Here is a 25,466-nt window from a genome sequence, read left to right as displayed (position 1 = left end):
GGTCTCCCGCCCATCACCCAAATCCGTTTCCCGGCGGCCGTGGGGCAGGGGTACGCCGGTCCCCACCAGGCGTCACGTACGCCACTCGTGGCCTCATCGGTACGACTATTGCGCTCCTCCTCGAAGCGCGGTCCGAGCGCCCCTAGGCTCGGCCCCACCCTTCGTGATCTTGATCCTGAGGTGCCTTGAGGAGACCGATGTCAGCCGACAGCAAGCAGCCCCAGCCGCCCGAGGACGGGGCCGCCACCACGGCCGACTCGACCTCCCTCCTGCTCTCCCACGCCCGGCTCACCGACGGGCGGACCGTCGACGTACGGCTCGTCGGCGGCCGGATCGAGGCCGTCGGCACGGCCGGCAGCCTCACCGCCGTCGGCGCCCGCGTGGACCTCGCCGGATACCTGCTGCTGCCCGCCGCCGCAGAACCTCACGCCCACGCCGACACCGCGCTCTCCGCCGACTCCCCCGGCCCCGTGTCGTACGCCCCCGAGGACGTCCAGCGCCGGGCCACCGAGGCCGCGCTGCTCCAGCTCGGCCACGGCGCCACCGCGCAGCGCGCGCACGTCCGGATCGGCGACGTCCACGGCCTCGGCCCGCTCGAAGCCGTCCTCCAGGCCAGGCGCTCGCTGCGCGGCCTGGTGGACCTCACCACGGTCGCGGTGCCGAGGCTCCTCACCGGGGCGGCCGGCGCGGACGGTCTGGCGATGCTCCGCGACGCGGTGAAGATGGGCGCCGGGGTCGTCGGCGGCTGCCCGGACCTCGACCCGGACCCGGCGGGGTACGTGGAGGCGGTCCTGGAGGTCGCGGCCGAGCACGGGGTCCCGGTCGACCTGCACACCGACGCGGACGACCCGGCGCGGCTCGCCCGGCTCGCGGCGATGGCCGGCGGGCTGCGGCCCGGCGTGACGATCGGCCCGTGCGCGGGGCTCGCGCGGCTCCCCTCGGACGTGGCGCGGCGGGCCGCGGACGGCCTCGCGGCGGCCGGGGTGACCGTACTGAGCCTCCCTCAGGGCGGCTGCGGCGGCACGGAGTCGAGGGGCGCGGCGCCGGCGCGGCTGCTGCGCGCGGCCGGGGTGCGGGTCGCGGCCGGCAGCGGGGCCCTGCGGGACGTGGCCAACCCGGTGGGGCGCGGCGATCCGCTGGAGGCTGCGTACCTGCTCGCCTCGCTCGGCGGGCTGCCGCCCGAGGAGGCGTACGCGGCGGTGAGCGCGGAGGCGCGGGCCGCGATGGGGCTGCCGGAGGTACGGGTGGAGGCCGGCTTCCCCGCGGAGCTGCTCGCGGTCCGCGGTGAGCACCTGTCGGGCGTGCTGTCGCTGGCGTACAGCCGGATCGTGGTGCACCGGGGGCGGGTGGTGGCCCGGACGAGCGCGGTGCGGGAGTACTGCGACTCGGCGGCGGCCCTCGACCTGCCGCGCCAGACGCGCCCGGAACGGCCGCCCGAGCCGGGAAGCCCTCCGGCCGGTCCCGTCGTACGGTCGTGAGTATGCGCATCGTCATCGCTGGAGGACACGGACAGATCGCCCTGCGCCTGGAAAGGCTGCTCTCGGCGGGCGGGCACGAGGTGGCGGGAATCATCCGCAGACCGGAGCAGGCCGGAGACCTGCGGGACGCGGGCGCCGAGCCCGTCGTCCTGGACCTGGAGTCCGCCTCGGTCGAAATGGTCGCCGCGGTGCTCCAGGGCGCCGACGCGGCCGTGTTCGCGGCCGGCGCGGGCCCGGGCAGCGGAGCGGACCGCAAGGACACGGTGGACCGCGCGGCGGCGGTGCTGTTCGCCGAGGCGGCGGAACGCGCGGGCGCGCGCCGCTACGTCATCGTCTCGTCGATGGGCGCGGACGCGGCCCACCCGGGCGACGAGATCTTCGACGCCTACCTCCGGGCCAAGGGGGCCGCCGACGACGACGTCCGCTCCCGTGCGGGCCTGGACTGGACGGTCCTGCGCCCGGGCAGCCTGACGAACGACGCGGGCACGGGCCTGGTCCGCCTGGAGGCCCGCACGGGCCGCGGCACGATCCCCCGCGACGACGTGGCGGCGACGATCGCCGAACTCCTGGACACCCCGGCGACGTCCGGCCTGACCCTGGAACTGATCGCGGGCTCGACCCCGCTCTCGGTCGCGGTCAAGGCCGTGGCCGGCAACTGACGCCCCGCCCCTCCCCCCGAGAAACGAAGGAAGGTCCCCGGTGCAAGCACCGGGGACCTTCCGTTTCGCGTGGCGACGCCAGGATTCGAACCTGGGTAGGCTAAGCCGACGGATTTACAGTCCGCTCCCATTGGCCACTCGGGCACATCGCCATGAGATCGCTGCCGTGGAGCCGCTTTTCGGCGGTGTTCCGTGGCAACGACGTAAACAATACCTGATCCCGGGGGGTGGTTCGCCACCGGATTGATCAGCGGTTCGGGCCGTGGCTCACCCCCTAGGCTTTGGGCTGTACCCCAAGCATCCGAGCAAGGAGCCACGAGTCATGGCCGACTCCAGTTTCGACATCGTGTCCAAGGTCGAGCGGCAGGAGGTCGACAACGCCCTCAACCAGGCCGTGAAGGAGATCTCGCAGCGCTACGACTTCAAGGGAACCAACGCCTCGATCTCGTGGTCGGGCGAGAAGATCCTCATGCAGGCGAACGGCGAGGAGCGCGTCATGGCGATCCTCGACATCTTCCAGACCAAGCTGATCAAGCGGGGCATCTCGCTGAAGTCGCTGGACGTCGAGGGTGAGCCGCAGCTGTCCGGCAAGGAGTACAAGCTCTTCGCGTCGGTCACCGAGGGCATCTCCCAGGAGAACGCCAAGAAGGTCGCGAAGGCCATCCGCGACGAGGGCCCCAAGGGCGTCAAGGCGCAGGTCCAGGGCGACGAGCTGCGGGTCAGCTCGAAGAGCCGGGACGACCTGCAGGCCGTGCAGGCGCTGCTCAAGGGCAAGGACTTCGACTTCGCGATCCAGTTCGTGAACTACCGCTGACCCGTCGAGGCTCGTGTCCGAATTCCGCCGGACCGGTGGTGGGTCGGCCGCGCACACTTGAGGCATGAACGACACCACCGTGTACGCGTACGTCGACGGCCCCCTGGGCGAGATGCTGCTGGTCGGGCGGCTCGCCGCAGGGGGCCGTGCCGTGCTGCGCTCGCTGTCCCTGCCGGGGCAGAAGGGCGCCGTCGAGGTCGAGGACGGTTGGACGCTCGCGCCCGAGGCCTTCGCCGAGGTCGCCGGGCAGCTCGGTGAGTACTTCGCCGGGCGGCGGGACCGGTTCGACCTGCCGCTGGACGCCGGGGCCGGGACCGAGTTCCAGCGGCGCGTCTGGACGGCGCTTGAGGAGATCCCGTACGGCACGACCGTCTCGTACGGGGAGATCGCCCGGCGGGTCGGCTCCCCGGGCGCGGGTGTGCGGGCCGTGGGGACCGCGATCGGACGCAACCCGCTGCTCGTGGTGCGGCCCTGTCACCGGGTCGTCGGAGCCGACGGCGCGCTGCGCGGGTACGCCGCCGGGCTCGACCGCAAGGAGCGGCTGCTCGGCCTGGAGGGGGCCCCGGTGTGACCGAGGGGCTCTTCCCCCGCGAGCGGGCCACTATCGCGCCCGGCGCGGTGCACGTCCCCGGCTGGCTTCCGGCCGCGCGTCAGCGTGAGCTGGTGGACGCCTGCCGGGAGTGGGGGCGGGGCCCGCTGCCGTACCGTCAGACGGTGCTGCCCGGCGGCGGGGTCATGTCGGTGCGGTCGCTGTGTCTGGGCCGGCGGTGGGTGCCGTACCGGTATCTCGACGCCGTCGGCGTTCCGTTGCCCGACTGGCTCGTCGCCCTGGGCCGGGAGGCGCTCGTCGAGGCGTACGGGGACCACGGCGGGTTCACCCCCGACACGGCGCTCGTGAACTTCTACGCGCCGGGGGCGCGGATGGGCATGCACCAGGACCGCGAGGAGCGTTCGGGTGCGCCGGTGGTGTCGCTGAGCCTCGGGGACCGGTGCGTCTTCCGCTTCGGCAACGAGGAGAACCGGGGCCGGCCGTACCAGGACGTCGAGCTGGCCTCCGGTGACCTGTTCGTCTTCGGCGGGGCATCGCGGTGGGTCCACCACGGGGTGCCGAAGGTCTTCCCCGGGACCGCCGACCCCGCCCTCGGTCTCACGGGACGACTCAACATCACCTTGCGGGAGACGGGGCTCTAGGCTGCGGCGCATGAACGCTGAGCTGCGCCGGTCCTTCGGTGTGTTCGACGCGGTCGTGATCGGGCTCGGCGCCATGGTCGGGGCCGGGATCTTCGTCGCGCTCGGGCCCGCCGCGGACGCCGCCGGGTCCGGCGGCGGGCTGCTCGTGGCGCTCGGGGTCGCCGGCCTCGTCGCGTACTGCAACGCCATGGCCTCGGCGCGGCTCGCGGCCCGATACCCCCGTTCGGGCGGCACATATGTGTACGGTCGCGAATGCCTCGGGTCGTTCTGGGGGTACCTGGCCGGCTGGGCGTTCGTGGTGGGCAAGACGGCCTCGTGCGCGGCGATGGCGCTGACCGTCGGCGCGTACGTGTGGCCGGGGCACCCGCACGCGGTGGCGGTGGCCGCCGTGGTGGCCCTGACGGCCGTCAACTACCGGGGAGTTCAGAAGTCCGCGCTGCTCACCCGGGTGATCGTGGCGCTGGTCCTCGCGGTGCTCGCCGCCGCCGTCGTGGTGCTCCTGGGGGCCGGCGGCGCGAACCCCGTCACGTTCGGCGGGGAGCTCACGGCGGGTGGGGTGCTCCAGGCCGCGGGTTTGCTCTTCTTCGCATTCGCGGGGTACGCGAGGATCGCCACGCTCGGCGAGGAGGTCCGCGATCCGGCGCGGACGATCCCCCGGGCCGTGCCGATCGCGCTCGGCGTCACCCTCGTCGTCTACGTGCTCGTCGCGGTCGGCGTGCTGACCGTCCTCGGCCCGGAGGCCCTGGCCGCCTCCGCCGCTCCGCTGACGGACGCGGCCCGCGCGGCGGGCGCCGGCTGGCTGGTGCCGGTGGTCGCGGTCGGCGCGGCCGTCGCCGCCCTCGGCTCGCTGCTCTCTCTGATCCTCGGGGTGTCCCGTACGACCCTGGCGATGGCCAGGGACGCCTATCTGCCGACGGCGCTCGCGGTCGTGCACCACCGCTTCCAGGTGCCGCACCGGGCGGAGCTCGCGGTCGGCGCGGTGGTGGCCGCGGTCGCGGCGACCGCGGACGTGCGGGGCGCGATCGGCTTCTCGTCCTTCGGGGTGCTCGTCTACTACGCCATCGCCAACGCCTCCGCCTGGACCCTGGGGCCCGCCCGCAGGCCGCTCGCCGTTCTCGGTTTCACCGGGTGCGCCGCGCTGGCGTTCGCGCTGCCGCTCGGGTCGGTCCTCGCCGGGTCGGGGGTCGTCGCGGCCGGCGTGGTGGCCTGGGCGGTCAGTCGAGGACGAGCCGTACCCCCGCGCTCCTGAAGGCGTCCACGAACTCCTGGAAGGTCGCCGGGCGGCGGTCGGCGTAGGGCAGGACGCCCAGGCAGCGGCGGGCCACGTCGGCGTCGTGCCAGACCAGGGTGGTGCCGGCCAGCCGCTCGGCGACCGCGCGGGGCGCCCCGACGCCGAAGCTGCGGCCGGGGCCGTAGAACGTCTCGCCGAGGGCGCACAGCAACGAGTCCTCGTCGGTGACGTCGGTCCCGTCGAGGTGGTACGTGGTCCCCGGGGTGATGTCCGGGGCGCCGTACGACCGGCCGGCGGCCTGGTTCAGCCACTCGGCGCGTGCCGCGCCGGTGAACCGCCGCCAGGTGCCGGGCTCGGCGGGCCGGTCGCGGTGCCACAGGTCCCAGACCTGCCGGGACTGGTGCGGTATGAGGCCCTGCCGGGGGAAGGACACGGCGAGGTCGACCAGCCCGTGGCCGAGGCGCGAGCCGTCCCAGCCGGTGACGCGGCCCGCGTCGCCCTCGTGGTGCACGCTGCCGGTCCAGGTGAGCACCTGGTAGCGGACGGCGTCGAACTCCTCCGCGCCGCCCGCCAGGGCCTCGCGGAGTTCGCCGCGCGGGGAGCAGCCGCGGAAGGTGACCTCGGTGTGGGTGCGCTCGGGCGGTGCCGGGGGCGAGACGCGGATCAGGTTGCCGCAGGCGAAGGCGCCGTGGGTGCCGTGGGCCCGGCGGGGGCCGCCCGAGGACTCGACGGTGACGACGTCGCCGCGCGCGCCGAGGACGCGGACCTCGTCGAAGAGCCAGGCGAGGCCGTCGTGGGTCTGGACGTGGAGCGTGCCGAACGGCGCCGAGCCCTCGACGACGGCCTGGGTGACGGCCCGGGCCAGGTCCCCGCGCGCTTCGCAGCCGCGCAGCTCGTGGACGGCGCGGGGCGGTGGGACGGGGTCCCCGTACAGGCCGTCGACGTCCTTGCAGAGCGCGACCGCGTACAGGCCGGAGACCAGGGCGTACCTCGGGTTCCGCACGGGTGTCCTCAGCGTCCCTGGCCGTAGGCCCCGTACCCGGCGTACGGCCGGTCGGTGGGCACGATCTCCTTTCCGAGCGGCAGCAGCGACACCGGGATCAGCTTGAAGTTCGCGATGCCGAGCGGGATGCCGATGATCGTGATGCAGAGGGCGATGCCGGTGGTGATGTGGCCGAGCGCCAGCCACCAGCCGGCCAGGATCAGCCACAGGACGTTGCCGACGCAGGACGGCGCGCCGGCGTCGGGGCGGTCCACGACGGTGTGCCCGAAGGGCCACAGGGCGTAGACCCCGATGCGGAAGGCGGCGAGTCCGAAGGGGATGCCGATGATCGTGATGCAGAGGAGGAGGCCCGCGACCATGTAGGCCAGGAACATCCAGAATCCGCAGAGAACCAGCCATATGACGTTGAGGATCGTCTTCACGGGCGTCGACCTGCCATCTGTTCGAGCCGGGCGATGCGCTCGGCCATCGGCGGATGGGTGGAGAACATCTTGGACAAGCCCTTCCCGGGCCCGAAGGGGTTCGCGATCATCATGTGGCTCGCGGTCTCGATCCGGGGCTCGGGGGGCAGCGGCAGCTGCTTGGTGCCGGCGTCCAGCTTCCGCAGGGCGCTGGCCAGGGCGAGCGGGTCGCCGGTGAGCTGAGCTCCGGAGGCGTCCGCCTCGTACTCCCGGGAGCGGGAGATGGCCAGCTGGATCACCGAGGCGGCGACCGGTCCCAGGATCATGATCAGGAGCATCCCGAGCAGTCCGGGGCCTTCGTCGTCGTTGGACCGGCCGACCGGGATCAGCCAGGCGAAGTTGACCAGGAACATGATCACGGAGGCGAGCGCTCCGGCGACCGAGGAGATCAGGATGTCCCGGTTGTAGACGTGGCTCAGCTCGTGGCCGATGACCCCGCGCAGCTCGCGCTCGTCGAGGATGGCGAGGATGCCCTCGGTGCAGCAGACCGCCGCGTTCCGCGGGTTGCGGCCGGTCGCGAACGCGTTCGGCGCCTGGGTCGGCGAGATGTAGAGCCGGGGCATGGGCTGGCGGGCCTGCGTGGAGAGCTCCCGCACCATCTTGTACAGCGCGGGCGCCTCGAACTCGCTGACCGGGCGGGCCCGCATGGCCCGCAGCGCCAGCTTGTCGCTGTTCCAGTACGCGTACGCGTTGGTGCCAAGCGCCACGAGCAGCGCGACGATCAGCCCCGTACGCCCGAAGAAGCTGCCGATGACGATGATGAGGGCCGAGAGCCCTCCGAGGAGTACGGCGGTCCTCAGCCCGTTGTGCCGGCGGTGCACGGTACGCCCTCCAAGTGGTGCGGCAGGGGAACCCTTTGCTTCGTGGTCATTTCCACTCGTCCAGTGGACCCTTCCGTACTGGTCAACGCCAGGCGGGAGGTTCGGGTTCCCCCGGCCGCACGGGGGGCGCTGTGGGCCGTTCGGGTGAACGGCCCGGAGCGGGTCAGCGGGGCGCCGGGACGCCCATCTTCTCCAGGAGGGCCGCGACGGGCTCGACCTCGCTGGTGCAGTGGGCGCAGCGGGAGGCGACGGCCGGGATCTCGGTGAAGCAGCGGGGGCAGTCGCGCTTCTCCGCCTTGGGGTCGGCGGCCTCCTCCTTGGCGAACCGCTCCTGGACCTTCGCCAGCGGGGCGACGATCAGGAAGTAGAGGACGGCGGCGGTGATGACGAAGGCGATGGTCGCGGAGATCGCGAGACCGTAGGGGAAGACCGTCTTGCCGACGTGGAACTGCGCGTCGTTGAAGTTGCCGACGGAGCCGGTCGCGAGACCGATGAGCGGGGTGATGAAGGCCTTGCTGAAGCCGGTGACGACCGCCGTGAACGCCGTTCCGACGGCCAGACCGATGGCCATCGAGATGACGTTCCCGCGAAGTATGAAGTCCTTGAATCCGTTCAGCACGGGGTGAAGCTCCTCGGTTGTGCTCGTGGGGGGGGGTCAGAAAAGGCTCTGCGCCGCGAAGCGGAGGGCGAGCTGCGGGTAGCCCGACAGCACGACTCCGGCGGCGGCGGTCAGCACGATCGCCAGGGTGATCGGCGCGGGGGCCCGGTGGGAGACGGGCGCCCCCTCCGGCGTACGGAACAGCAGCGCCGTCCAGCGGAGGTAGTAGTACAGCGCGATCACGACGTTCACGCCCATGATCACGGCCAGCCAGCCCAGGCCCGCGTCGACGGCCGCCGAGAAGACGGTCACCTTGGCGAAGAGGCCGATGATACCCGGGGGCAAACCGGCCAGATTCAGGAGGAAGAACCCGAGCGCGAGGGCGGCGGCCGGGCTCGCCGCGTACAGGCCCCGGTAGTCCGCGATCCGGTTCTCCGGGTGCCTGCGGGCCACGAGCGCGACGACCGCGAACGCGCCGAGGTTCACCACCGCGTACATCAGCGCGTACGCGACGGTGGCGCCGATCTGGTCGTCGCTGGAGTACGCGGCCGCCGCGATCGGCACCAGCAGATAGCCCGCCTGGGCGACGGAGGACCAGGCGAGCAGCCGTACCGCGCTCCACGCGCGCGTGGACAGCTGCCGGAGCGCGGCGACGTTGCCGACGGTCATGGTCAGCGCCGCCAGGGCGGCGAGCGCAGGCCCCCACACGTCCGCGTACGACGGGAAGGCGACGACCGTCACCAGGATCAGCCCGGTGAAGCCGACGGCCTTGCCGACCACCGACAGGTAGGCGGCGACGGGCAGCGGCGCGCCGACGTACGTGTCCGGCACCCAGAAGTGGAAGGGCACGGCGGCCGTCTTGAAGGCGAAGCCGACGAGGGTGAGGGCCACGCCCGCCTCGGCGAGGGTCTGGAGCTGGCCGGGCACGTCGTCCAGGCGCTGGGCCAGCTCCGTGAGGTGGAGGGTGCCGGTCGCCGCGTACACGAAGCTGACGCCGAGCAGGGTCACCGCGGTCGCGGTCACCGAGGACAGGAAGAACTTGAGCGCGGCCTCCCCGGACATGCGGTCGCCGCGCTTGAGCCCGACGAGCGCGAAGGCGGGCAGCGAGGCCACCTCCAGGGCGACCACGAGGGTCGCGAGGTCACGCGAGGCGGGCAGCAGCGCCGCCCCGGCCGCCGAGGAGAGCAGCAGGAACCAGAACTCGCCCGCGGGGAGCTTCTCGCGCGTCTCGGTGAGCGAGAGCAGCGCCGTCAGGAGCGCCCCGCCGAGCACGAGGAGCTGGATGACGAGGGTGAAGTGGTCGGCCGTGTAACTGCACGCGGCGACCTGGGTGTCGGCGGTGAGGCAGAAGGTGGAGCGGTCGCCGGCGCGCAGCGGGACGAGGAGGCCGAGGGCGGCGACGAGGCCGGCGATCGCGGTCCAGCCGAGGAGCCGCTTGCGCTCCTCGGGGACGAACAGGTCCGCGACGAGCACGACGAGGGCGACCACGGCCGTCAGGGTCGGGGGCGCGATCGTGAGCCAGTCGACGGACTGGACGAGCGACGACGTCACTGGGTGCCTCCGGCGAGGAGCTTCTGGACGGCCGGGTCGGTGAGGCCGAGGAGGACCGCGGGCCAGAGTCCGGCGAGGACGGTGAGGGCGACGAGCGGGGTCCAGGCGGCGAACTCGTACCCCTGGACGTCGGCGATCGGGGTCTCCCCGGCGGGCCGGGGGCCGCCCATGCAGACGCGGCGGACGACGAGCAGGAGGTAGGCCGCGGTGAGGAGGGTGCCGAAGGCGCCGATCGCCATGAAGGTGAGGAAGGCGGGGCGGCTGAGGCCCTCGGCGGGGTCGAAGGCGCCGAACAGGGCCAGCATCTCGCCCCAGAAGCCGGCCAGGCCGGGCAGGCCGAGGGAGGCGACGGCGGCGAAGGCGAGGAGGGCGCCGAGGCGGGGGGCGCGGCCGTAGAGGGCGGCGCCGGTGGCTCCGGCGAGGGTGTCGAGGTCGGCGGTGCCGTACCGGTCCTTGACGGCGCCGACCAGGAAGAAGAGCAGGCCGGTGACGAGGCCGTGGGCGACGTTGGCGAAGAGGGCGCCGTTGACGCCGGTGGGGGTCATGGTGGCGATGCCGAGGAGCACGAAGCCCATGTGGCCGACGGAGGAGTACGCGATGAGGCGCTTGAGGTCGCCCTTGTTGCCGGGCCGGGCGAGGGCGAGGCAGGCGAGCGACCCGTAGATGATCCCGGCGACGGCGAAGGCGGCGAGGGAGGGCGCGAAGGTCCGCATGCCGTCGGGGGCGATCGGCAGGACGATCCGGACGAAGCCGTACGTGCCCATCTTCAGGAGCACGCCGGCGAGGAGGACCGAGCCGACCGTCGGGGCGGCGGTGTGGGCGTCCGGGAGCCAGCTGTGCAGCGGCCACATCGGGGTCTTCACCGCGAGCCCGATCCCGATCGCGAGAACGGCGATGACCTGCACGGACGTGGTGAGGCCACGGCCGTTGTCAGTGGCCAGTGCCACCATGTCGAACGTGCCCGCCTTCACGCCGATGAGGAGCAGGCCGAGCAGCATGACGACGGAGCCGAGCAGCGTGTAGAGGATGAACTTCCAGGCCGCGGCCTGCTTGCCCTCGCCGCCCCAGCGGGCGATGAGGAAGTACATCGGGATGAGGACCATCTCGAAGGCCAGGAAGAACAGCACCAGGTCGAGGACGGCGAAGGTCGCGAGGGTCCCGGACTCCAGGACGAGGAGCAGCGCGACGAAGCCCTTGGGGGAGGGCCCGGCGGGCATCTTGAAGTAGCTGTACAGCGCGCAGAGGAAGGTCAGCAGCGCGGTCAGGACCAGGAGGGGGAGGGAAATGCCGTCGACGCCGAGGTGGATGCGCACGTCGAGCGCCTTGATCCACGTGATGTCGGTCGTGGCCTGCATCGTCGAGGGCTGGTCGTGGTCGAAGCCGACCGCGAGGACGATCGCGGCGAGCAGGATCACGCCGGTGACGACGACGCCGTGGCGGAGCACGGCCTGGTCCGGGGACGTCCCCTTCAGCCCCGGCGGGGCCGGGAGGAGTGCGGCGGCCGCGCCGACGAGCGGCCCGGCGACGATCAACGCCAGAAGGAACTGCATCACGGATTCGCTGATATCGATCACGGCTCACGCTCCGGCGGCGGCGTTGGCGAGGGCGACGGCGACGATCGCCAGGACGACGGAGCCGGCGAGCAGGGCGCTGAGATAGGTCTGCACGTTGCCGGTCTGGGCGCGGCGGACGAGCCAGCCGAGGCCCTTGGCCGAGCTGCCCGCGGCGCGGACGTAGGTGTCGACGACCTCGCGGTCCAGGAAGCGGACCAGGGAGGCGGCGGCGAGGACGGGGCGGACGAACGCCGTCCGGTAGACGGCGTCCAGGCGGAAGCCGTCGACGGCCGGGCCGTGCAGCGGACCGAGGAGTGCGCGGCCGGGGTCGGCCGGGTCCTCGGCGGGGCGCGGCAGGTGCAGCGCCTCGGCCTCGACCAGACCCGCGTCGGCGTCCGGGTGGGCGACGTGCGGGACGGGCGCCGTGACCGGGGTGCGGGCGGCGAGGGTGCGCCAGACCGCGTAGGTGATCACGGCCCCGGCGGCGGCGAGGCCGGTACCGAGGACGGCCGTGGTGACGGTCGGGGTGAGGTCGTTCCCGTCGAACCAGTCGTCGAGGGAGGTGACGGAGAGACCGAAACCGAGGGAGGGGATCGCGAGCACCCACAGGACGGACGTCATGGCGATCGGCTGACGACCGTGGTCGGGGGCCTCGGCGCCGCGGCCGCGGAAGGTCCGCAGCCAGAGGCGGAGGGCGTACGCGGCGGTGAGCAGCGCGGTCAGCAGACCGGCGACGAGGACGGTCCAGCCCGCCCCGGCGGGGGCGACGGTCCGCTCCCCGAGCGCGGTGTGCTCGGCGGCCACCAGGACGGCTTCCTTGGAGAAGAAGCCGGCGAAGGGCGGGATCGCGGCGAGCGCGAGCAGGGCGACGGTCATCGTCCAGAAGGCGTCCGGGACGCGCTTCGCGAGGCCGCTCATGCGGGACATCGCGGTCAGCGAGTTCGTACCGGCGGCGTGGATGACCGTGCCGGCGGCGAGGAACAGCAGTGCCTTGAACGCGGCGTGCGAGAGGAGGTGGAAGACGGCGGACCCGCGGTCGCCGACGGCGAGGGCGCCGGCCATGTAGCCGAGCTGGCCGATCGTCGAGTAGGCGAGGACCCGCTTGATGTCGTCCTGGGCGAGCGCGGCGAGCGCCGAGCCGACCATCGTCACCGCGGCCATCACGGCGAGCACGGTCATCGCGGCCGCGGAGGCGGCGAAGACCGGGAGGAGCCGGGCAGTGAAGTAGATGCCGGCGGCGACCATCGTCGCCGCGTGGATGAGCGCGGAGACGGGGGTGGGGCCGGCCATGGCGTCCGGGAGCCAGGTGTGCAGCGGGAACTGCGCCGACTTGCCCGCCACGCCGGCGAGCAGCAGCAGCGCGATCAGCGTGGGGTGGTCGAGCCCGCCGGCCGCGACGGCGCCGAGGACCCCCGAGATCCGGAAGGTGCCGGCGTCGGCGGCGAGCGCGAAGAGACCGATGAGGAAGGGGACGTCACCGAGCTTGGTGACGAGGAAGGCCTTCAGGGAGGCGGCCCGCGCCTCGGGGGTCTCCCAGTAGTGGCCGACGAGGAAGTACGAGCAGATGCCCATGATCTCCCAGCCGACCAGCAGCACCATCAGGTCGCCGGAGTAGACGACGAGCAGCATCGCGGAGGTGAAGAGGGAGACGAGCGCGGCGTACGAGGGGTAGCGCGGGTCCTCGCGGAGGTAGCCGGTCGAGTAGATCTGCACACAGGTGGCGACGACGCCGACGAGGACGGCGACGAGGGCGGCGAAGCCGTCGATGTGGAGGCTCAGGTAGATGGGGACCGAGCCGGTCGGCGTGAGCTCCGTGGCCGCGCTGATCAGCTTCTCGCCGCCCTGATCCACGGCGACGACGACGGCGAGGACGGCGGCCGCGAGCGTCGGCAGCACCGCGAGCGGGCGGACGAAGCCGGGCGCGGTGCGGCCGAGGAGCAGTCCGGCGACGGAGCCGAGGAAGGGAAGGAGGGGGACGAGGACGGCGAGGGTCGTGGTGGTCACGCGGTGGCCTCGGCCTTCTCGCCGGTGGGCGTGTCGTCGATGGTCGTACCGTCCTCGGCCGCGGTGTCCCAGGGCTGCGGCGGCTCGGCCGTGTCCCGGAGCCGGTCGACGTCCGAGGTGCCCCGGTTGCGGTGGACCATCAGGACGATCGCGAGGCCGATGCCGATCTCCGCGGCGGCGACGGCGATGGTGAAGAGGGTGAGGGCCTGGCCGGCGTGGAGGGTGTCACGGAGCCAGACGTCGAAGGCGACCAGGTTGAGGTTGACGGCGTTGAGCATCAGCTCGACGGACATCAGGACCAGGATCGCGTTGCGGCGGGCGAGGACGCCGTACACGCCGATGGCGAAGAGGAGAGCGGCGAGGACGGCCGGGTAGACGAGGTGCATCAGCGCTGCCCCTCCTTCTTCTTCCGGGACAGCACGATGGCGCCGACCAGGGCGGCCAGAAGGAGGACGGACAGCGCCTCGAACGGCAGCACCCAGTGCCGGAAGAGGATCTCGCCGGACACCTTGGTGGAGCCCTGCACGGCCCCGTCGAGGTCGATCCAGGTCGTACGGAACGCGTCGACGACGACCCAGACGAGGGCGGCCGCGGCGGCGAGCGCGACGGCGACCGCCACGGGCTTGTTGCGGGAGTCGGCGTCCGGGGAGCGGCCGATGGGGGCCTTGGTGAGCATGAGCCCGAAGAGGAGGAGGACGACGACGGAACCGACGTAGATCAGGACCTGGACCCAGGCGATGAACTCGGCCGTCAGGAGCAGGTACTCGACGGCGAGGCCGCCGAGCGCGACCACCAGCCAGAGGGCGGCGTGCACCAGCTGCCGGGTGGTGACGGTCACGAGGGCGGCGCCGAGGGTGACGAGGCCGACGAGGAGGAAGGCGATCTCGACGCCGGTGGGCGACAGGAAGCCGTGGCCGGCTGCGGCGAGGTTCACTGCTGACCCTCCTGGGTCCGGGCCTCGGCTTCGGCCTGGGCCGCGGCCTTCTCCGCCGCCTTGCGGGCGGCCGCGATCTCCTTCGGCTCCTCCGCGTGCGGGTCGAGCGCGGGCGGTTCGGGAACCGTCCACATCCACTCGCGGAGCTTGTCGCGCTCATGGGTCAGCTCGTGGATGTCGGTCTCCGCGTACTCGAACTCGGGCGACCAGAACAGCGCGTCGAACGGACACACCTCGATGCAGATGCCGCAGTACATGCAGAGCGAGAAGTCGATGGCGAAACGGTCGAGGACGTTCCGGCTGCGCTCACGGCCGCCGGGGACGGCCGCCGGCACCGTCTCCTTGTGGGAGTCGATGTAGATGCACCAGTCGGGGCACTCGCGGGCGCACAGCATGCAGACCGTGCAGTTCTCCTCGAACAGTCCGATGACACCGCGAGTACGGGGCGGAAGCTCGGGCTGGACGTCCGGATACTGCGCGGTGACGGTCTTCTTCGTCATCGTGCGGAGGGTGACGGCGAGGCCCTTCGCGAGGCCCGAGCCGGGGATGGGAGGCATTACTGGATCGCCACCTTCACGATGCCGGTGAGCGCGATCTGCGCGAGCGCGAGCGGAACGAGGGTCGTCCAGGCGAGCTTCTGGAGCTGGTCCTCACGGAGCCGGGGGTAGCTCACGCGCAGCCAGATCACGACGAAGGCCAGGACGGCGGTCTTCAGCAGCGTCCACACCCAGCCGAGGCCGTCGGCGCCGCCGGGGCCGTGCCAGCCGCCGAGGAACAGGACGGTGGTGAGACCGCACAGGACGACGATCCCCGCGTACTCGGCGAGCAGGAACAGCGCGAAACGGAGGCCGGTGTACTCGGTGTACGCGCCGAAGATGATCTCCGAGTCGGCGACCGGCATGTCGAACGGGGGCCGCTGGAGTTCGGCGAGACCGGCGGTGAAGAACACCAGCGCGCCGACGATCTGCCAGGGCACCCACCACCACTCGAAGGCGTCGAGGACGCCGGGCAGCGAGACGGTGCCGGCCGCCATCGCGACGGAGGCGGCCGCGAGGAGCATCGGGAGCTCGTACGCGAGGAGCTGGGCGGCCGTCCGCAGACCGCCGAGCAGCGAGAACTTGTTCGCGGAGGCCCAGCCGGCCATGAGACTGCCGAGCACGCCGACGCCCATCACGGCCAGCACGAAGAAGATCCCCGCGTCGACGACCTGCCCGACGGCGCCCTCGCTCGGGCCGATCGGGATCGCGACGAGGACGAGGAGGTACGGGAGGAGGGCGACGGCCGGCGCGAGCTGGAACACCCGCCGGTCCGCGTCCCTGGGGACCACGTCCTCCTTCTGCGCGAACTTCACCCCGTCGGCGACGAGCTGCGCCCACCCGTGGAACCCACCGGCGTACATGGGCCCGAGCCGGCCCTGCATGTGAGCCATGACCTTGTGCTCGGTCTGCCCGACGACGAGCGGCAGCACGAGAAACACAGCGAAGACGACGAGCAGCCGGAGGGCGACGTCCAATACGTCGTTCACGCGGGATCGCCTCCGGCGGGGGTGGTGGGGTCGGTACCGCCACGGGGGCGGCGGGGCGGGGTGTCGGCTGGGGGTTGGGGGTCGGCCGGGGGCGCGGGGTCGGGTGCCTGGCCGGAGTTGGGGTCGGCCGGGGCGGGCCCGGAGTCAGCCGGGGGCCCGGCGTCCGGCGCGGGGTCGGACCCGGAGCCCGCCGGGGCCTCGGCCTCGGGCGCCGGGCCGGATCCGGAGTCCTCCGGCGCGGGGCCGGCCGGGGACTCGGCGTCGCCCGTCGGCTCGGTGGAGGACGGAGCGGCCGCCTCGGCGTCGGCGGGGCTGCTGGGCGTGTCGCCGGGTTCGGCGTCGGCCGGGGTGCCGGGCTGCTGCTCCGTGGGCGGCGCGGGCTCGGGTGCCGGAGTCGCGCTGGGCTCCTGGGCGGCGGGCTTCTCTTCGAAGGCCGGGACCGCGTGGTGCCAGGGGGCGTCCGAGCTGCGGGTGCGCGGGGCGGCGGCCGCGCGGGGGCCGTCCGGCGCGGACTGGCTCACCGAGCCGTCCGACGCCGAGCGGGTACGCCGAGGCGGACGGGCCGCCGTCGGCGGGGTGTCCGTCGGCGCATCCGGGCCCGACACGGGCTCCTGGCTCGCGGGGGCGGCCGCAGGGCCCGTCTCCGGTGCCGACTGGCTCACCGAGCCGTCCGACGCCGAGCGGGTACGCCGAGGCGGACGGGCCGCCGTCGGCGGGGTCTCCGCCGACGCGTCCGGACCCGACGCGGGCGCCTGGCTCGCGGCGGCAGCCGCGGGGCCCGTCTCCGGCGCCGACTGGCTCACCGAGCCCTCCGACGCCGAGCGGGCGCGGCGCGGTGGGGTCGTCGGGTCCGGCGGCTGGGTCGCTGAGCCTTCCGATGCCGTGCGGGTGCGGCGGGGTGGGCGGTCGCCCGCGGCGGCTCGGGTCGGGCGGGTCGGGGCCGGGGGGAGCTGGCCCTTCAGGGGGCCCCACTCGTTGGGGTCCGGGACGCCCGGCGGCAGCATCTGGCGGCGCTTCGGGCCGCCGCCGTCGTGGGACTCGCCCGGCTCCTTCGCGCCCGGCCACGCCTTGGCGACCCGCGCCGCCAGGACGAAGTCCTTGCGCAGCGGGTGGCCCTCGAAGTTCTCCGGGAGGAGCAGCGGCACCAGGTGCGGGTGGCCGGTGAAGTCGACGCCGAACATCTCGGCGGTCTCGCGCTCGTGCCAGCCCGCACCGGCGTACACCCCGATCGCGGTGGGCAGGACGGGTGCCGCGTGCGGGACGGTCGTACGGACGAGGAGGCGGCGCGGGCGGCCCTCCCCCAGCGCCACCACGTGCGCGCAGACGCGGAAGCCGGTGCCCGGTTCGTCGACGGCGCTCAGCCAGTCGAAGTAGGTGCAGCCGAGGGTGTCGCGGGCGGTTTCGAGCGCGGCGATCCAGGACGCCGGCGGCACGTCGACGGTCAGCAGGTCGTACGCCTGCTCCGCCGTCGCCTCCTCGCCGAAGAGGTCGGTCACGGAGCCGGGAAGGGAGTCGTGGAGGGAGCCGGGGGTCGTCATGCCTGGGCTCCCGGGCGCTCGACCAGCGGGCTCGTGAGCTGGGCGACCGACGCGCCGCCGGTCGTCGCGTACCGCTCGGCGAGGCTTTCGCGCGCGATCTTCTCCTGGAGCTTGAGGATGCCCTGGAGCAGCGCTTCGGGGCGCGGCGGGCAGCCCGGCACGTACACGTCGACGGGGATGATCTGGTCGACGCCCTTGGTGACCGAGTACGAGTCCCAGTAGGGGCCGCCGCAGTTGGAGCAGGCGCCGAAGGAGATGACGTACTTCGGCTCCGGCATCTGTTCGTACAGCCGCTTCACCGCCGGCGCCATCTTGTCCGTCACCGTGCCGGAGACGATCATGAGGTCGGCCTGGCGCGGGCCGGGCGCGAACGGGATCACGCCGAGCCGGATGAAGTCGTGCCGTGCCATCGACGCGGCGATGAACTCGATCGCGCAGCACGCGAGCCCGAAGTTGAAGACCCAGAGGCTGTAGCGGCGGCCCCAGTTCAGGACCACCTTCATCGGCTCGGGGGCCAGGCGGGCCAGCGGGCCCAGCTTCGGGGCGGGCAGGGGGGTGGGCGTGGGTGTTACGTCCATGACAGGACGCCCTTCTTGTACGCGTAGAGCAGCCCCACGGCCAGGAAGCCGAGGAAGACGAACATCTCGACCAGGGTCGTGGCGCCGTAGCCGGGCGCGGCGAAGACCGTCGCCCAGGGGAAGAGGAAGATCGAGTCGACGGCGAAGATGACGTAGAGGAAGGCGTACACGTAGTAGCGGACCTGGGTGTGCGCCCAGCCCTCCCCCACGGGGTCGACTCCGCACTCGTACGTCATGAGCTTCTCGGGCGTCGGCACGACGGGCCTCAGCAGCCGGCCCGCGCCGAACGCCACGGCGACGAAGAGCACGCCGACGACGGCGAGCAGGCCGACGACGGAGTACGTCTGGAAGTAGTCCGCCGCGTCGGCCGCGACAACGGTCGGTTCCCGCACGTCCGCCCCTCGGTCTCGGTGTCTCATGTGTCACTTCTGTACGGACGCGAGTCTAGGCCCTGCTAAAGGGACCGTAAGCAGCCGCGTGCGGTGGGGATATCCCCCCTTCGCTTCACCCACCTCCCCCATGGCGCCGGACCGTCCCCGACCGGCAGTCTGGGGACCATGAGCGCCGATCTTCATCCCGCCGAGTCCGCCGGTACCTCCAGTACCGCCGGCTCCGCCGTCGCCCCGCGTCCGCCGAAGCGCACCGCCTACGGGAAGGAGACCTGGAAGGAGATCGTCTTCCTCCTCTCCAATCTCGTCACCTCGCTGGTCGGCTTCGTCTACGCGGTCGTCAGCGTGGTCCTCGGCGTCGGCCTGTCCATCACCGTCGTCGGGCTCCCCCTGCTCGCCCTCGGCCTCGGCGGCGCGCGGCTCATCGGCCGCTCCGAGCGGGGCAGGGCCCGGGCGCTCCTCGGGGTCGAGGTCGCCGAACCGTCGCGGCTGCCGAAGCCCGGCGGGTTCTTCGGCTGGCTGTGGACCTCGCTGAAGGACCCGGTGGCCTGGCGGACCCAGCTGTACGGGCTGATCCGGCTGCCCTGGGGGATCGTGACGTTCACGGTCGCGCTGGTCTCCCTGATCGTCCTCTGGCCCGTCCTCCCCTTCCTCTCCCGCGGCCTGGCCAACGCCGACCGGGGCATGGTCCGGGGCCTGCTCTCGCCCTCGGACGAGCTGGAGCGGCGGATCGCCGAGCTGGAGTCGGACCGTGGCGTGGTCGTCGACACCGCCGCGGCGGACCTGCGGCGCATCGAGCGCGACCTGCACGACGGGGCGCAGGCCCGGCTCGTCGCCCTCGCGATGGGGCTGGGCCTGGCCAAGGAGAAGCTCCTCGACGATCCCGAGACCGCCGCGGCGATGGTCGACGAGGCGCACGGCGAGGTGAAGCTCGCGCTCCAGGAGCTGCGGGACCTCGCCCGCGGCATCCATCCCGCCGTCCTCACCGACCGGGGGCTCAGCGCCGCGCTCTCGTCGGTGTCGGCGCGCTGCACCGTGCCGGTGAAGGTGACGGTCGACCTCACGGAACGGCCGGCCGAGGCGATCGAGGGCATCGCGTACTTCACGGTCTCCGAGCTCCTCCAGAACGTCTCCAAGCACTCCCGGGCCCGGTCCGCGTCCGTGGACGTGTGGCGCACGGAGGACCGGCTGCTGCTCCAGGTCCGCGACGACGGGACGGGCGGCGCGCGTCTGGACGGGGGTACGGGGCTGGCGGGGCTCGCCGAACGGCTCGGCGCGGTCGACGGGCTCCTCGTGCTGGACTCCCCGGAGGGCGGCCCGACGACCATCACGGCGGAGCTCCCGTGGCGCTCCCGACCGAGCGGGTGAGCGGCACGAGCCGCTTGAGCCGCTTGAGCCGCTCGAGCCGCTTGAGCCGCTCGAGCCGCTTGAGCTGAATCCCGCACAGCGCCCGGTGCGTACGCGAGTCGTCCGCGTACCGGGCGCTTCGGCATTCCCTCTCCTCCTCCCCCAGGTAGGGAAAACCCCCGCCCCGAGACGCCCACCCGCCTCATGGTTCCGGCGGGCCCGGGACGGAACCCTGGATACGTACCGCCCGCCCCCTCGACCGGACGTAGCCGGCCCCCTGAGCAGAGAAGGACCCCGCCGATGGCCTCCCCCCGAATCCCCGCCGCGATCCGCGCGCCGTTCGAGGCCCGCACCTGGCGTGCGTTCCTCTACGTGCTGGTCGGGCTGCCGCTCGGCATCTGCTGGTTCGCGCTCTCCATCGCCTTCGTCTCCACCGGCGCCGGGCTGCTCATCACCTTCCTCGGCGTGCCGATCCTCGCCGGGGCGCTCGCCATGTGCCGGGGCTTCGGCGCGGTGGAGCGGGCCCGGGCGCGGGCGCTGCTCGATCTCGACGTCAAGGCGCCCGAGCCGGTGCGGGGCCGTACCGGCGGGGCGTTCTCCTGGATGGGGGCCATGCTGAAGAGCGGCGCGTCCTGGCGGCACCTGCTGTACGCGGTCCTGCACATGCCGTGGGCGGTGTTCTCGTTCTCCGTGTCGGTGGCGTTCTTCGGCTGGGGCTGGGGCCTCTTCACGTATCCGCTGTGGCAGTGGGTGTTCCCCATGTACGCGGGTCAGGCCGGTCTGCAGCTGTACGGCGACGGCACCCACGGCCTCTACCTCGACTCGCCCTTCGAGATCGCCTTCACCAGCTTCGTCGGGCTGCTGTTCGTGATGGCCTGGCCGTGGCTGCTGCGCGGCTGCGTCGCCGTCGACCGGCTCCTCGTCTCCGGGCTGCTCGGCCCGTCCCGGCTGGCCTCCCGCGTCACCGAGCTGGAGTCGGACCGCGGTCTGGTCGTGGACACCGCCGCGGCGGACCTGCGGCGCATCGAGCGCGATCTGCACGACGGCGCGCAGGCCCGGCTCGCCGCGCTCGCCATGGATCTGGGGCTCGCGAAGGAGAAGCTCGCGGAGGACCCGCGGGCGGCGGCGGTGCTGGTGGACGAGGCGCACGGCGAGGTGAAGCTGGCGCTCCAGGAGCTGCGGGACCTCGCGCGGGGCATCCACCCGGCCGTCCTCACCGACCGGGGGCTCGACGCGGCCCTGTCGGCGGTCGCCTCGCGGTGTGCGGTGCCGGTGTCGGTGGACGTGGACCTGCCGGCGCGGCCGGTGCCGGCGATCGAGGGGATCGCGTACTTCACGGTGTCCGAGCTGCTCCGGAACGTCACGGCGCACGCCCGGGCCCGGCGCGCCTGGGTCGACGTGTGGCGTTCCGAGAACCGGCTGATGCTCCAGGTGCGGGACGACGGGGTCGGCGGGGCGGTCGCCGTCGAGGGGCGGAGCCTGTCGTCGCTGTCCGCGCGGGTGGGCGCGGTGGACGGGGTGCTGGCGGTGGACTCCCCGGCCGGTGGGCCCACGACGGTGACGGTGGAGCTGCCCTGGCGGGCGTGAGGGCGGCCCCGGTTTCGGGCGCCCCGGGGCCTGTCGGACCCCCGGGGCGCTGCCGTATGTGCGGGTCTCGTGGGGCGATGCCGTAACGCCCGGGCGCCGGGGCCCGGGATGCCATGCTGGAGGCCTCATCGGGTTTCGGAACATGGGGGCTGTACGGCGTGGGTGTGGATCAAGGGAGCGGGCGCGTGCGGGTGGTCATCGCCGAGGATTCGGTGCTGCTGCGGGAGGGGCTGACCCGGCTTCTGACCGATCTGGGGCACGAGGTCGTCGCGGGTGTCGGCGACGGTGAGGCGCTCGTCGAGACCGTGGCGAAGTTCGCCGCGGAGGGTGCTCTGCCGGACGTCGTCGTGGCCGACGTACGGATGCCGCCGACGCACACGGACGAGGGGGTGCGCGCGGCGGTGCGGCTGCGGAAGGAGCACCCGGGACTGGGTGTGCTGGTGCTGTCGCAGTACGTGGAGGAGCAGTACGCCACCGAACTGCTGGCCGGTTCCAGCCGGGGTGTGGGTTATCTGCTGAAGGACCGGGTCGCCGAGGTCCGGGAGTTCGTGGACGCGGTGGTGCGGGTGGCCGGTGGCGGTACGGCGCTGGATCCGGAGGTCGTGCAGCAGCTGCTCGGGCGGAGCCGTCAGCAGGACGTGCTGGCGAACCTGACCCCGCGCGAGCGGGAGGTCCTGGGTCTGATGGCGGAGGGCCGGACGAACTCGGCGATCGCGAAGGCGCTGGTCGTGAGCGACGGCGCGGTGGAGAAGCACATCAGCAACATTTTCCTGAAGCTGGGTCTCTCGCCGAGTGACGGCGATCATCGCCGGGTACTGGCGGTGTTGACGTACCTGAAATCCTGATCATCTGACACTCTGTCAGGTATGCGGAGTGGGGAGGAGGGCGCGGCGTCCGGAGGGCCCTAGGTCCAAGGGATGAGGCGGAATCCGACTTTCCGGAAACTCCGGGTGGCGACAGAACGTGACAATTCAGGGCAAGTGGGCGTCTCAAAAAGAGGTCCATGATGTGAGAAGTCCCGGGAGGGCCCGCCCTGCCGTCGTAGGGTGGGCCTCGGGAGACGGACGGTGATCGCCGATGGTGGTCGCCGGCCGCGACCCGCGCCTTCTCCCGCCTCCGGCGGAGAGTCCCCTTGCCGCGAGGGAGGTCCAGTTCAGTGACCAGCCAGGTCAGTAGCGAGGCCGGTGAGGCCCTGCTCGGGGAGCAGCGCAGCGCCCCGGCGAAGCCGCACCACGGCACCGAGAAGGAAGTGCGCCGGCTCGACCGGGTGATCATCCGCTTCGCGGGTGACTCCGGTGACGGCATGCAGCTGACAGGTGACCGCTTCACCTCGGAGACGGCGTCCTTCGGGAACGACCTCTCCACGCTGCCGAACTTCCCGGCCGAGATCCGGGCACCCGCCGGAACCCTGCCGGGCGTCTCGTCCTTCCAGCTGCACTTCGCCGACCACGACATCCTGACCCCGGGCGACGCCCCGAACGTGCTGGTCGCGATGAACCCCGCCGCCCTCAAGGCCAACATCGGGGACGTGCCGCGCGGTGGCGAGATCATCGTGAACACCGACGAATTCGCCAAGCGCGCCATGGCCAAGGTCGGCTACGCGACCTCGCCCCTCGAGGACGGCTCGCTGGACGGCTACCGGGTCCACCCGGTGCCGCTGACCACGCTGACCGTCGAGGCGCTCAAGGACTTCGGCCTGTCCCGGAAGGAGGCCGAGCGGAGCAAGAACATGTTCGCGCTCGGGCTGCTCTCCTGGATGTACCACCGGCCGACCGAGGGCACCGAGACGTTCCTGCGGCAGAAGTTCGCGAAGAAGCCGCAGATCGCCGAGGCGAACATCGTCGCCTTCCGGGCCGGCTGGAACTTCGGCGAGACCACCGAGGACTTCGCCGTCTCCTACGAGATCGCCCCGGCCACCACGGCCTTCCCCACCGGCACCTACCGGAACATCTCGGGGAACCTCGCCCTCTCGTACGGACTGATCGCCGCCTCCCGCCAGGCGGACCTGCCGCTCTACCTGGGCTCGTACCCGATCACCCCGGCGTCGGACATCCTCCACGAGCTCAGCAAGCACAAGAACTTCGGCGTCCGCACCTTCCAGGCCGAGGACGAGATCGCCGGCATCGGCGCCGCGCTCGGCGCCGCCTTCGGCGGCTCGCTCGCCGTGACGACCACCAGCGGCCCCGGCGTGGCGCTCAAGTCGGAGACGATCGGCCTCGCGGTCTCCCTCGAGCTGCCGCTGCTCGTCGTCGACATCCAGCGCGGCGGCCCGTCCACCGGCCTGCCCACCAAGACCGAGCAGGCCGACCTCCTCCAGGCGATGTACGGGCGCAACGGCGAGGCGCCGGTCCCGGTCGTCGCCCCGAGGACGCCCGCCGACTGCTTCGACGCCGCCATCGAGGCGGCCCGGATCGCCCTCACGTACCGCACGCCCGTCTTCCTGCTCTCCGACGGCTACCTCGCCAACGGCTCCGAGCCCTGGCGCATCCCGGACGTCGACGAACTCCCGGACCTACGGACCCAGTTCGCCACCGGGCCGAACCACCGGCTGGCCGACGGCACCGAGGTCTTCTGGCCGTACAAGCGCGACCCGGAGACCCTCGCCCGGCCCTGGGCCGTCCCCGGCACCCCCGGGCTCGAACACCGCATCGGCGGCATCGAGAAGCAGGACGGCACCGGCAACATCTCGTACGACCCCGCCAACCACGAGTTCATGGTCCGCACCCGGCAGGCCAAGATCGACGGCATCGACGTCCCCGACATCGAGGTCGACGACCCGGACGGCGCGCGCACCCTCGTGCTCGGCTGGGGCTCCACCTACGGGCCGATCACGGCGGCCGTCCGCCGCATCCGCCGGGAGAACGGCCACATCGCCCAGGCGCACCTGCGGCACCTCAACCCCTTCCCGAAGAACCTGGGCGAGGTGCTGAAGCGGTACGACAAGGTCGTGATCCCCGAGATGAACCTCGGCCAGCTCGCCACCCTCGTCCGGGCGAAGTACCTCGTCGACGCGCGCAGCCACACCCAGGTGAACGGCATGCCGTTCAAGGCCGAGCAGCTCGCCGCCGCTCTCCAGGAGGTCATCGATGCCTGAGCCCGCCGAGTCCCTCCTCCAGCTGGTCCCCAAGGCCGAGGCCCAGCAGTCCATGAAGGACTTCAAGTCGGACCAGGAGGTCCGCTGGTGCCCCGGCTGCGGTGACTACGCGGTGCTCGCCGCCGTCCAGGGCTTCATGCCCGAACTGGGCCTGGCGAAGGAGAACATCGTCTTCGTCTCCGGCATCGGCTGCTCCTCCCGCTTCCCGTACTACATGAACACCTACGGGATGCACTCGATCCACGGCCGCGCCCCGGCCATCGCCACCGGCCTCGCCACCTCCCGCCGCGACCTGTCCGTCTGGGTCGTCACGGGCGACGGCGACGCGCTGTCCATCGGCGGCAACCACCTGATCCACGCCCTCCGGCGCAACGTCAACCTCAAGATCCTGCTCTTCAACAACCGGATCTACGGGCTGACCAAGGGCCAGTACAGCCCCACCTCCGAGGTCGGCAAGATCACCAAGTCGACCCCGATGGGCTCCCTGGACGCCCCCTTCAACCCGGTGTCGCTCGCGCTCGGCGCGGAGGCCTCCTTCGTGGCCCGCACGGTCGACTCCGACCGCAAGCACCTCACCGAGGTGCTGCGGCAGGCCGCCGACCACAACGGCACGGCGCTCGTCGAGATCTACCAGAACTGCAACATCTTCAACGACGGCGCCTTCGAGGTCCTCAAGGACAAGGACCTGGCCAAGGAAGCGGTCATCCGGCTCGAACACGGGCAGCCGATCCGCTTCGGCACCGAGAACGACAAGGGCGTCGTCCGCGACCCGGCCACCGGCGACCTCCACGTCGTCACGGTCACCCCCGAGAACGAGTCGCGGATCCTGATCCACGACGCCCACGCCACCACCCCCACCACCGCCTTCGCCCTCTCCCGGCTCGCGGACCCGGACACCCTCCACCAGACCCCCATCGGGGTGTTCCGGTCGGTGGAACGCCCGGTGTACGACACCCTGATGGCGGACCAGCTGGAAGCGGCGGTGGAGCGCTACGGCAAGGGCGACCTGGGCCAGCTGCTCACGGGCAGCGACACCTGGACGGTCGTGGGCTGACCGCTTCGGAGGGGACCGGTCCGCGTGCGCGGACCGGTCCCCACCGTGCACTCCGG

25 protein-coding genes and 1 tRNA gene are annotated in these 25,466 nt (G+C 72.6%); 11 read left to right on the top strand and 15 right to left on the bottom strand.

Going from position 1 to position 25,466, the window contains the following annotated elements; all coding sequences use genetic code 11:
• The first annotated feature begins 197 nt into the window (after window positions 1-197).
• Together DEJ43_RS21655 and DEJ43_RS21650 are read left to right on the top strand one after the other, a co-directional pair.
• The gene (locus tag DEJ43_RS21655) at window positions 198-1,478 is read left to right on the top strand and encodes an amidohydrolase family protein (protein WP_015035524.1); all 1,281 of its coding nucleotides are present in this window, start codon (window positions 198-200) and stop codon (window positions 1,476-1,478) included.
• Between the two features lie 2 nt (window positions 1,479-1,480).
• Entirely contained in the window at window positions 1,481-2,137 is a 657-nt protein-coding gene (locus DEJ43_RS21650; RefSeq protein WP_041662766.1) for an NAD(P)H-binding protein, read from the top strand.
• A 70-nt stretch (window positions 2,138-2,207) separates the two neighbouring features.
• Here DEJ43_RS21650 and DEJ43_RS21645 read toward each other — a convergent pair.
• A tRNA-Tyr gene (locus DEJ43_RS21645) sits at window positions 2,208-2,289 on the bottom strand.
• A gap of 170 nt (window positions 2,290-2,459) precedes the next feature.
• Here DEJ43_RS21645 and DEJ43_RS21640 point away from each other — a divergent pair.
• The 4 genes from DEJ43_RS21640 to DEJ43_RS21625 all read left to right on the top strand — a co-directional run bounded on the left by DEJ43_RS21640 (window position 2,460) and on the right by DEJ43_RS21625 (window position 5,391).
• A complete protein-coding gene (locus DEJ43_RS21640) occupies window positions 2,460-2,951 on the top strand; it encodes a YajQ family cyclic di-GMP-binding protein (RefSeq protein WP_015035522.1) in 492 nt (163 codons plus the stop codon).
• A gap of 64 nt (window positions 2,952-3,015) precedes the next feature.
• A complete protein-coding gene (locus DEJ43_RS21635; protein WP_015035521.1) occupies window positions 3,016-3,522 on the top strand; it encodes a methylated-DNA--[protein]-cysteine S-methyltransferase in 507 nt (168 codons plus the stop codon).
• Window positions 3,519-4,142 carry an alpha-ketoglutarate-dependent dioxygenase AlkB family protein gene (locus DEJ43_RS21630; RefSeq protein WP_015035520.1) on the top strand — a complete coding sequence of 208 codons (624 nt, stop codon included), beginning with the start codon at window positions 3,519-3,521 and terminating at the stop codon, window positions 4,140-4,142. Before DEJ43_RS21635 ends, DEJ43_RS21630 begins: the two co-directional genes overlap by 4 nt.
• A gap of 10 nt (window positions 4,143-4,152) precedes the next feature.
• Window positions 4,153-5,391, top strand: coding sequence for an APC family permease (locus DEJ43_RS21625; protein ID WP_015035519.1), 1,239 nt, complete (start codon window positions 4,153-4,155; stop codon window positions 5,389-5,391).
• Here DEJ43_RS21625 and DEJ43_RS21620 read toward each other — a convergent pair.
• The 14 genes from DEJ43_RS21620 to DEJ43_RS21555 form a co-directional block, all read right to left on the bottom strand.
• Window positions 5,357-6,376: a barstar family protein gene (locus DEJ43_RS21620; protein ID WP_015035518.1), complete on the bottom strand. Its 1,020-nt coding sequence runs from the start codon at window positions 6,374-6,376 to the stop codon at window positions 5,357-5,359. The two genes, DEJ43_RS21625 and DEJ43_RS21620, sit on opposite strands and share 35 nt — an antisense overlap.
• Before the next feature lie 8 nt (window positions 6,377-6,384).
• Window positions 6,385-6,798, bottom strand: coding sequence for a YccF domain-containing protein (locus DEJ43_RS21615; protein WP_015035517.1), 414 nt, complete (start codon window positions 6,796-6,798; stop codon window positions 6,385-6,387).
• A complete protein-coding gene (gene htpX, locus DEJ43_RS21610; RefSeq protein ID WP_015035516.1) occupies window positions 6,795-7,658 on the bottom strand; it encodes a zinc metalloprotease HtpX in 864 nt (287 codons plus the stop codon). The genes DEJ43_RS21615 and htpX overlap by 4 nt, the downstream gene beginning before the upstream one ends.
• A 163-nt stretch (window positions 7,659-7,821) precedes the next feature.
• Entirely contained in the window at window positions 7,822-8,277 is a 456-nt protein-coding gene (mscL, locus tag DEJ43_RS21605) for a large conductance mechanosensitive channel protein MscL (protein ID WP_015035515.1), read from the bottom strand.
• Window positions 8,278-8,313: 36 nt separating this feature from the next.
• On the bottom strand, window positions 8,314-9,807 hold the full coding sequence (locus DEJ43_RS21600; RefSeq protein ID WP_015035514.1) for an NADH-quinone oxidoreductase subunit N: 1,494 nt from the start codon (window positions 9,805-9,807) through the stop codon (window positions 8,314-8,316).
• Window positions 9,804-11,357 (bottom strand): complex I subunit 4 family protein, encoded by a 1,554-nt coding sequence (locus DEJ43_RS21595; RefSeq protein WP_041662765.1) that lies wholly within the window; start codon window positions 11,355-11,357, stop codon window positions 9,804-9,806. The genes DEJ43_RS21600 and DEJ43_RS21595 overlap by 4 nt, the downstream gene beginning before the upstream one ends.
• Window positions 11,358-11,384: 27 nt before the next feature.
• On the bottom strand, window positions 11,385-13,364 hold the full coding sequence (locus DEJ43_RS21590) for an NADH-quinone oxidoreductase subunit 5 family protein (protein WP_015035512.1): 1,980 nt from the start codon (window positions 13,362-13,364) through the stop codon (window positions 11,385-11,387).
• Window positions 13,361-13,750 (bottom strand): NADH-quinone oxidoreductase subunit NuoK, encoded by a 390-nt coding sequence (nuoK, locus tag DEJ43_RS21585; RefSeq protein ID WP_015035511.1) that lies wholly within the window; start codon window positions 13,748-13,750, stop codon window positions 13,361-13,363. The genes DEJ43_RS21590 and nuoK overlap by 4 nt, the downstream gene beginning before the upstream one ends.
• The gene (locus tag DEJ43_RS21580; protein ID WP_015035510.1) at window positions 13,750-14,298 is read right to left on the bottom strand and encodes an NADH-quinone oxidoreductase subunit J family protein; all 549 of its coding nucleotides are present in this window, start codon (window positions 14,296-14,298) and stop codon (window positions 13,750-13,752) included. Before DEJ43_RS21580 ends, nuoK begins: the two co-directional genes overlap by 1 nt.
• The gene (locus DEJ43_RS21575) at window positions 14,295-14,855 is read right to left on the bottom strand and encodes a NuoI/complex I 23 kDa subunit family protein (protein ID WP_015035509.1); all 561 of its coding nucleotides are present in this window, start codon (window positions 14,853-14,855) and stop codon (window positions 14,295-14,297) included. Before DEJ43_RS21575 ends, DEJ43_RS21580 begins: the two co-directional genes overlap by 4 nt.
• Window positions 14,855-15,823, bottom strand: coding sequence for a complex I subunit 1/NuoH family protein (locus tag DEJ43_RS21570; RefSeq protein WP_015035508.1), 969 nt, complete (start codon window positions 15,821-15,823; stop codon window positions 14,855-14,857). Before DEJ43_RS21570 ends, DEJ43_RS21575 begins: the two co-directional genes overlap by 1 nt.
• Complete coding sequence (locus tag DEJ43_RS21565) at window positions 15,820-17,361, bottom strand: NADH-quinone oxidoreductase subunit C (protein WP_015035507.1); 1,542 nt, start codon at window positions 17,359-17,361, stop codon at window positions 15,820-15,822. Before DEJ43_RS21565 ends, DEJ43_RS21570 begins: the two co-directional genes overlap by 4 nt.
• Complete coding sequence (locus DEJ43_RS21560; RefSeq protein ID WP_015035506.1) at window positions 17,358-17,939, bottom strand: NADH-quinone oxidoreductase subunit B; 582 nt, start codon at window positions 17,937-17,939, stop codon at window positions 17,358-17,360. The genes DEJ43_RS21565 and DEJ43_RS21560 overlap by 4 nt, the downstream gene beginning before the upstream one ends.
• Entirely contained in the window at window positions 17,930-18,358 is a 429-nt protein-coding gene (locus tag DEJ43_RS21555) for an NADH-quinone oxidoreductase subunit A (RefSeq protein ID WP_015035505.1), read from the bottom strand. The genes DEJ43_RS21560 and DEJ43_RS21555 overlap by 10 nt, the downstream gene beginning before the upstream one ends.
• A gap of 138 nt (window positions 18,359-18,496) precedes the next feature.
• Here DEJ43_RS21555 and DEJ43_RS21550 point away from each other — a divergent pair, with 138 nt between their 5' ends.
• The 5 genes from DEJ43_RS21550 (at window position 18,497) to DEJ43_RS21530 (ending at window position 25,410) form a co-directional block, all read left to right on the top strand.
• Window positions 18,497-19,696, top strand: coding sequence for a sensor histidine kinase (locus DEJ43_RS21550; protein WP_015035504.1), 1,200 nt, complete (start codon window positions 18,497-18,499; stop codon window positions 19,694-19,696).
• A 279-nt stretch (window positions 19,697-19,975) separates the two neighbouring features.
• Window positions 19,976-21,262, top strand: a complete 1,287-nt coding sequence (locus DEJ43_RS21545) for a sensor histidine kinase (RefSeq protein ID WP_015035503.1) — start codon at window positions 19,976-19,978, stop codon at window positions 21,260-21,262.
• Window positions 21,263-21,447: 185 nt separating this feature from the next.
• Window positions 21,448-22,107, top strand: coding sequence for a response regulator transcription factor (locus DEJ43_RS21540; protein ID WP_041662763.1), 660 nt, complete (start codon window positions 21,448-21,450; stop codon window positions 22,105-22,107).
• Between the two features lie 311 nt (window positions 22,108-22,418).
• On the top strand, window positions 22,419-24,356 hold the full coding sequence (locus DEJ43_RS21535) for a 2-oxoacid:acceptor oxidoreductase subunit alpha (RefSeq protein WP_041662762.1): 1,938 nt from the start codon (window positions 22,419-22,421) through the stop codon (window positions 24,354-24,356).
• A complete protein-coding gene (locus tag DEJ43_RS21530; protein WP_015035500.1) occupies window positions 24,349-25,410 on the top strand; it encodes a 2-oxoacid:ferredoxin oxidoreductase subunit beta in 1,062 nt (353 codons plus the stop codon). The genes DEJ43_RS21535 and DEJ43_RS21530 overlap by 8 nt, the downstream gene beginning before the upstream one ends.
• The last annotated feature ends 56 nt before the right edge of the window (window positions 25,411-25,466 follow it).

The organism is Streptomyces venezuelae ATCC 10712 (assembly GCF_008639165.1).
GTDB lineage: Bacteria > Actinomycetota > Actinomycetes > Streptomycetales > Streptomycetaceae > Streptomyces > Streptomyces venezuelae.
Note: the sequence above shows the minus strand (reverse complement) of the source record. Positions and strands in the feature narration are given on the sequence as shown.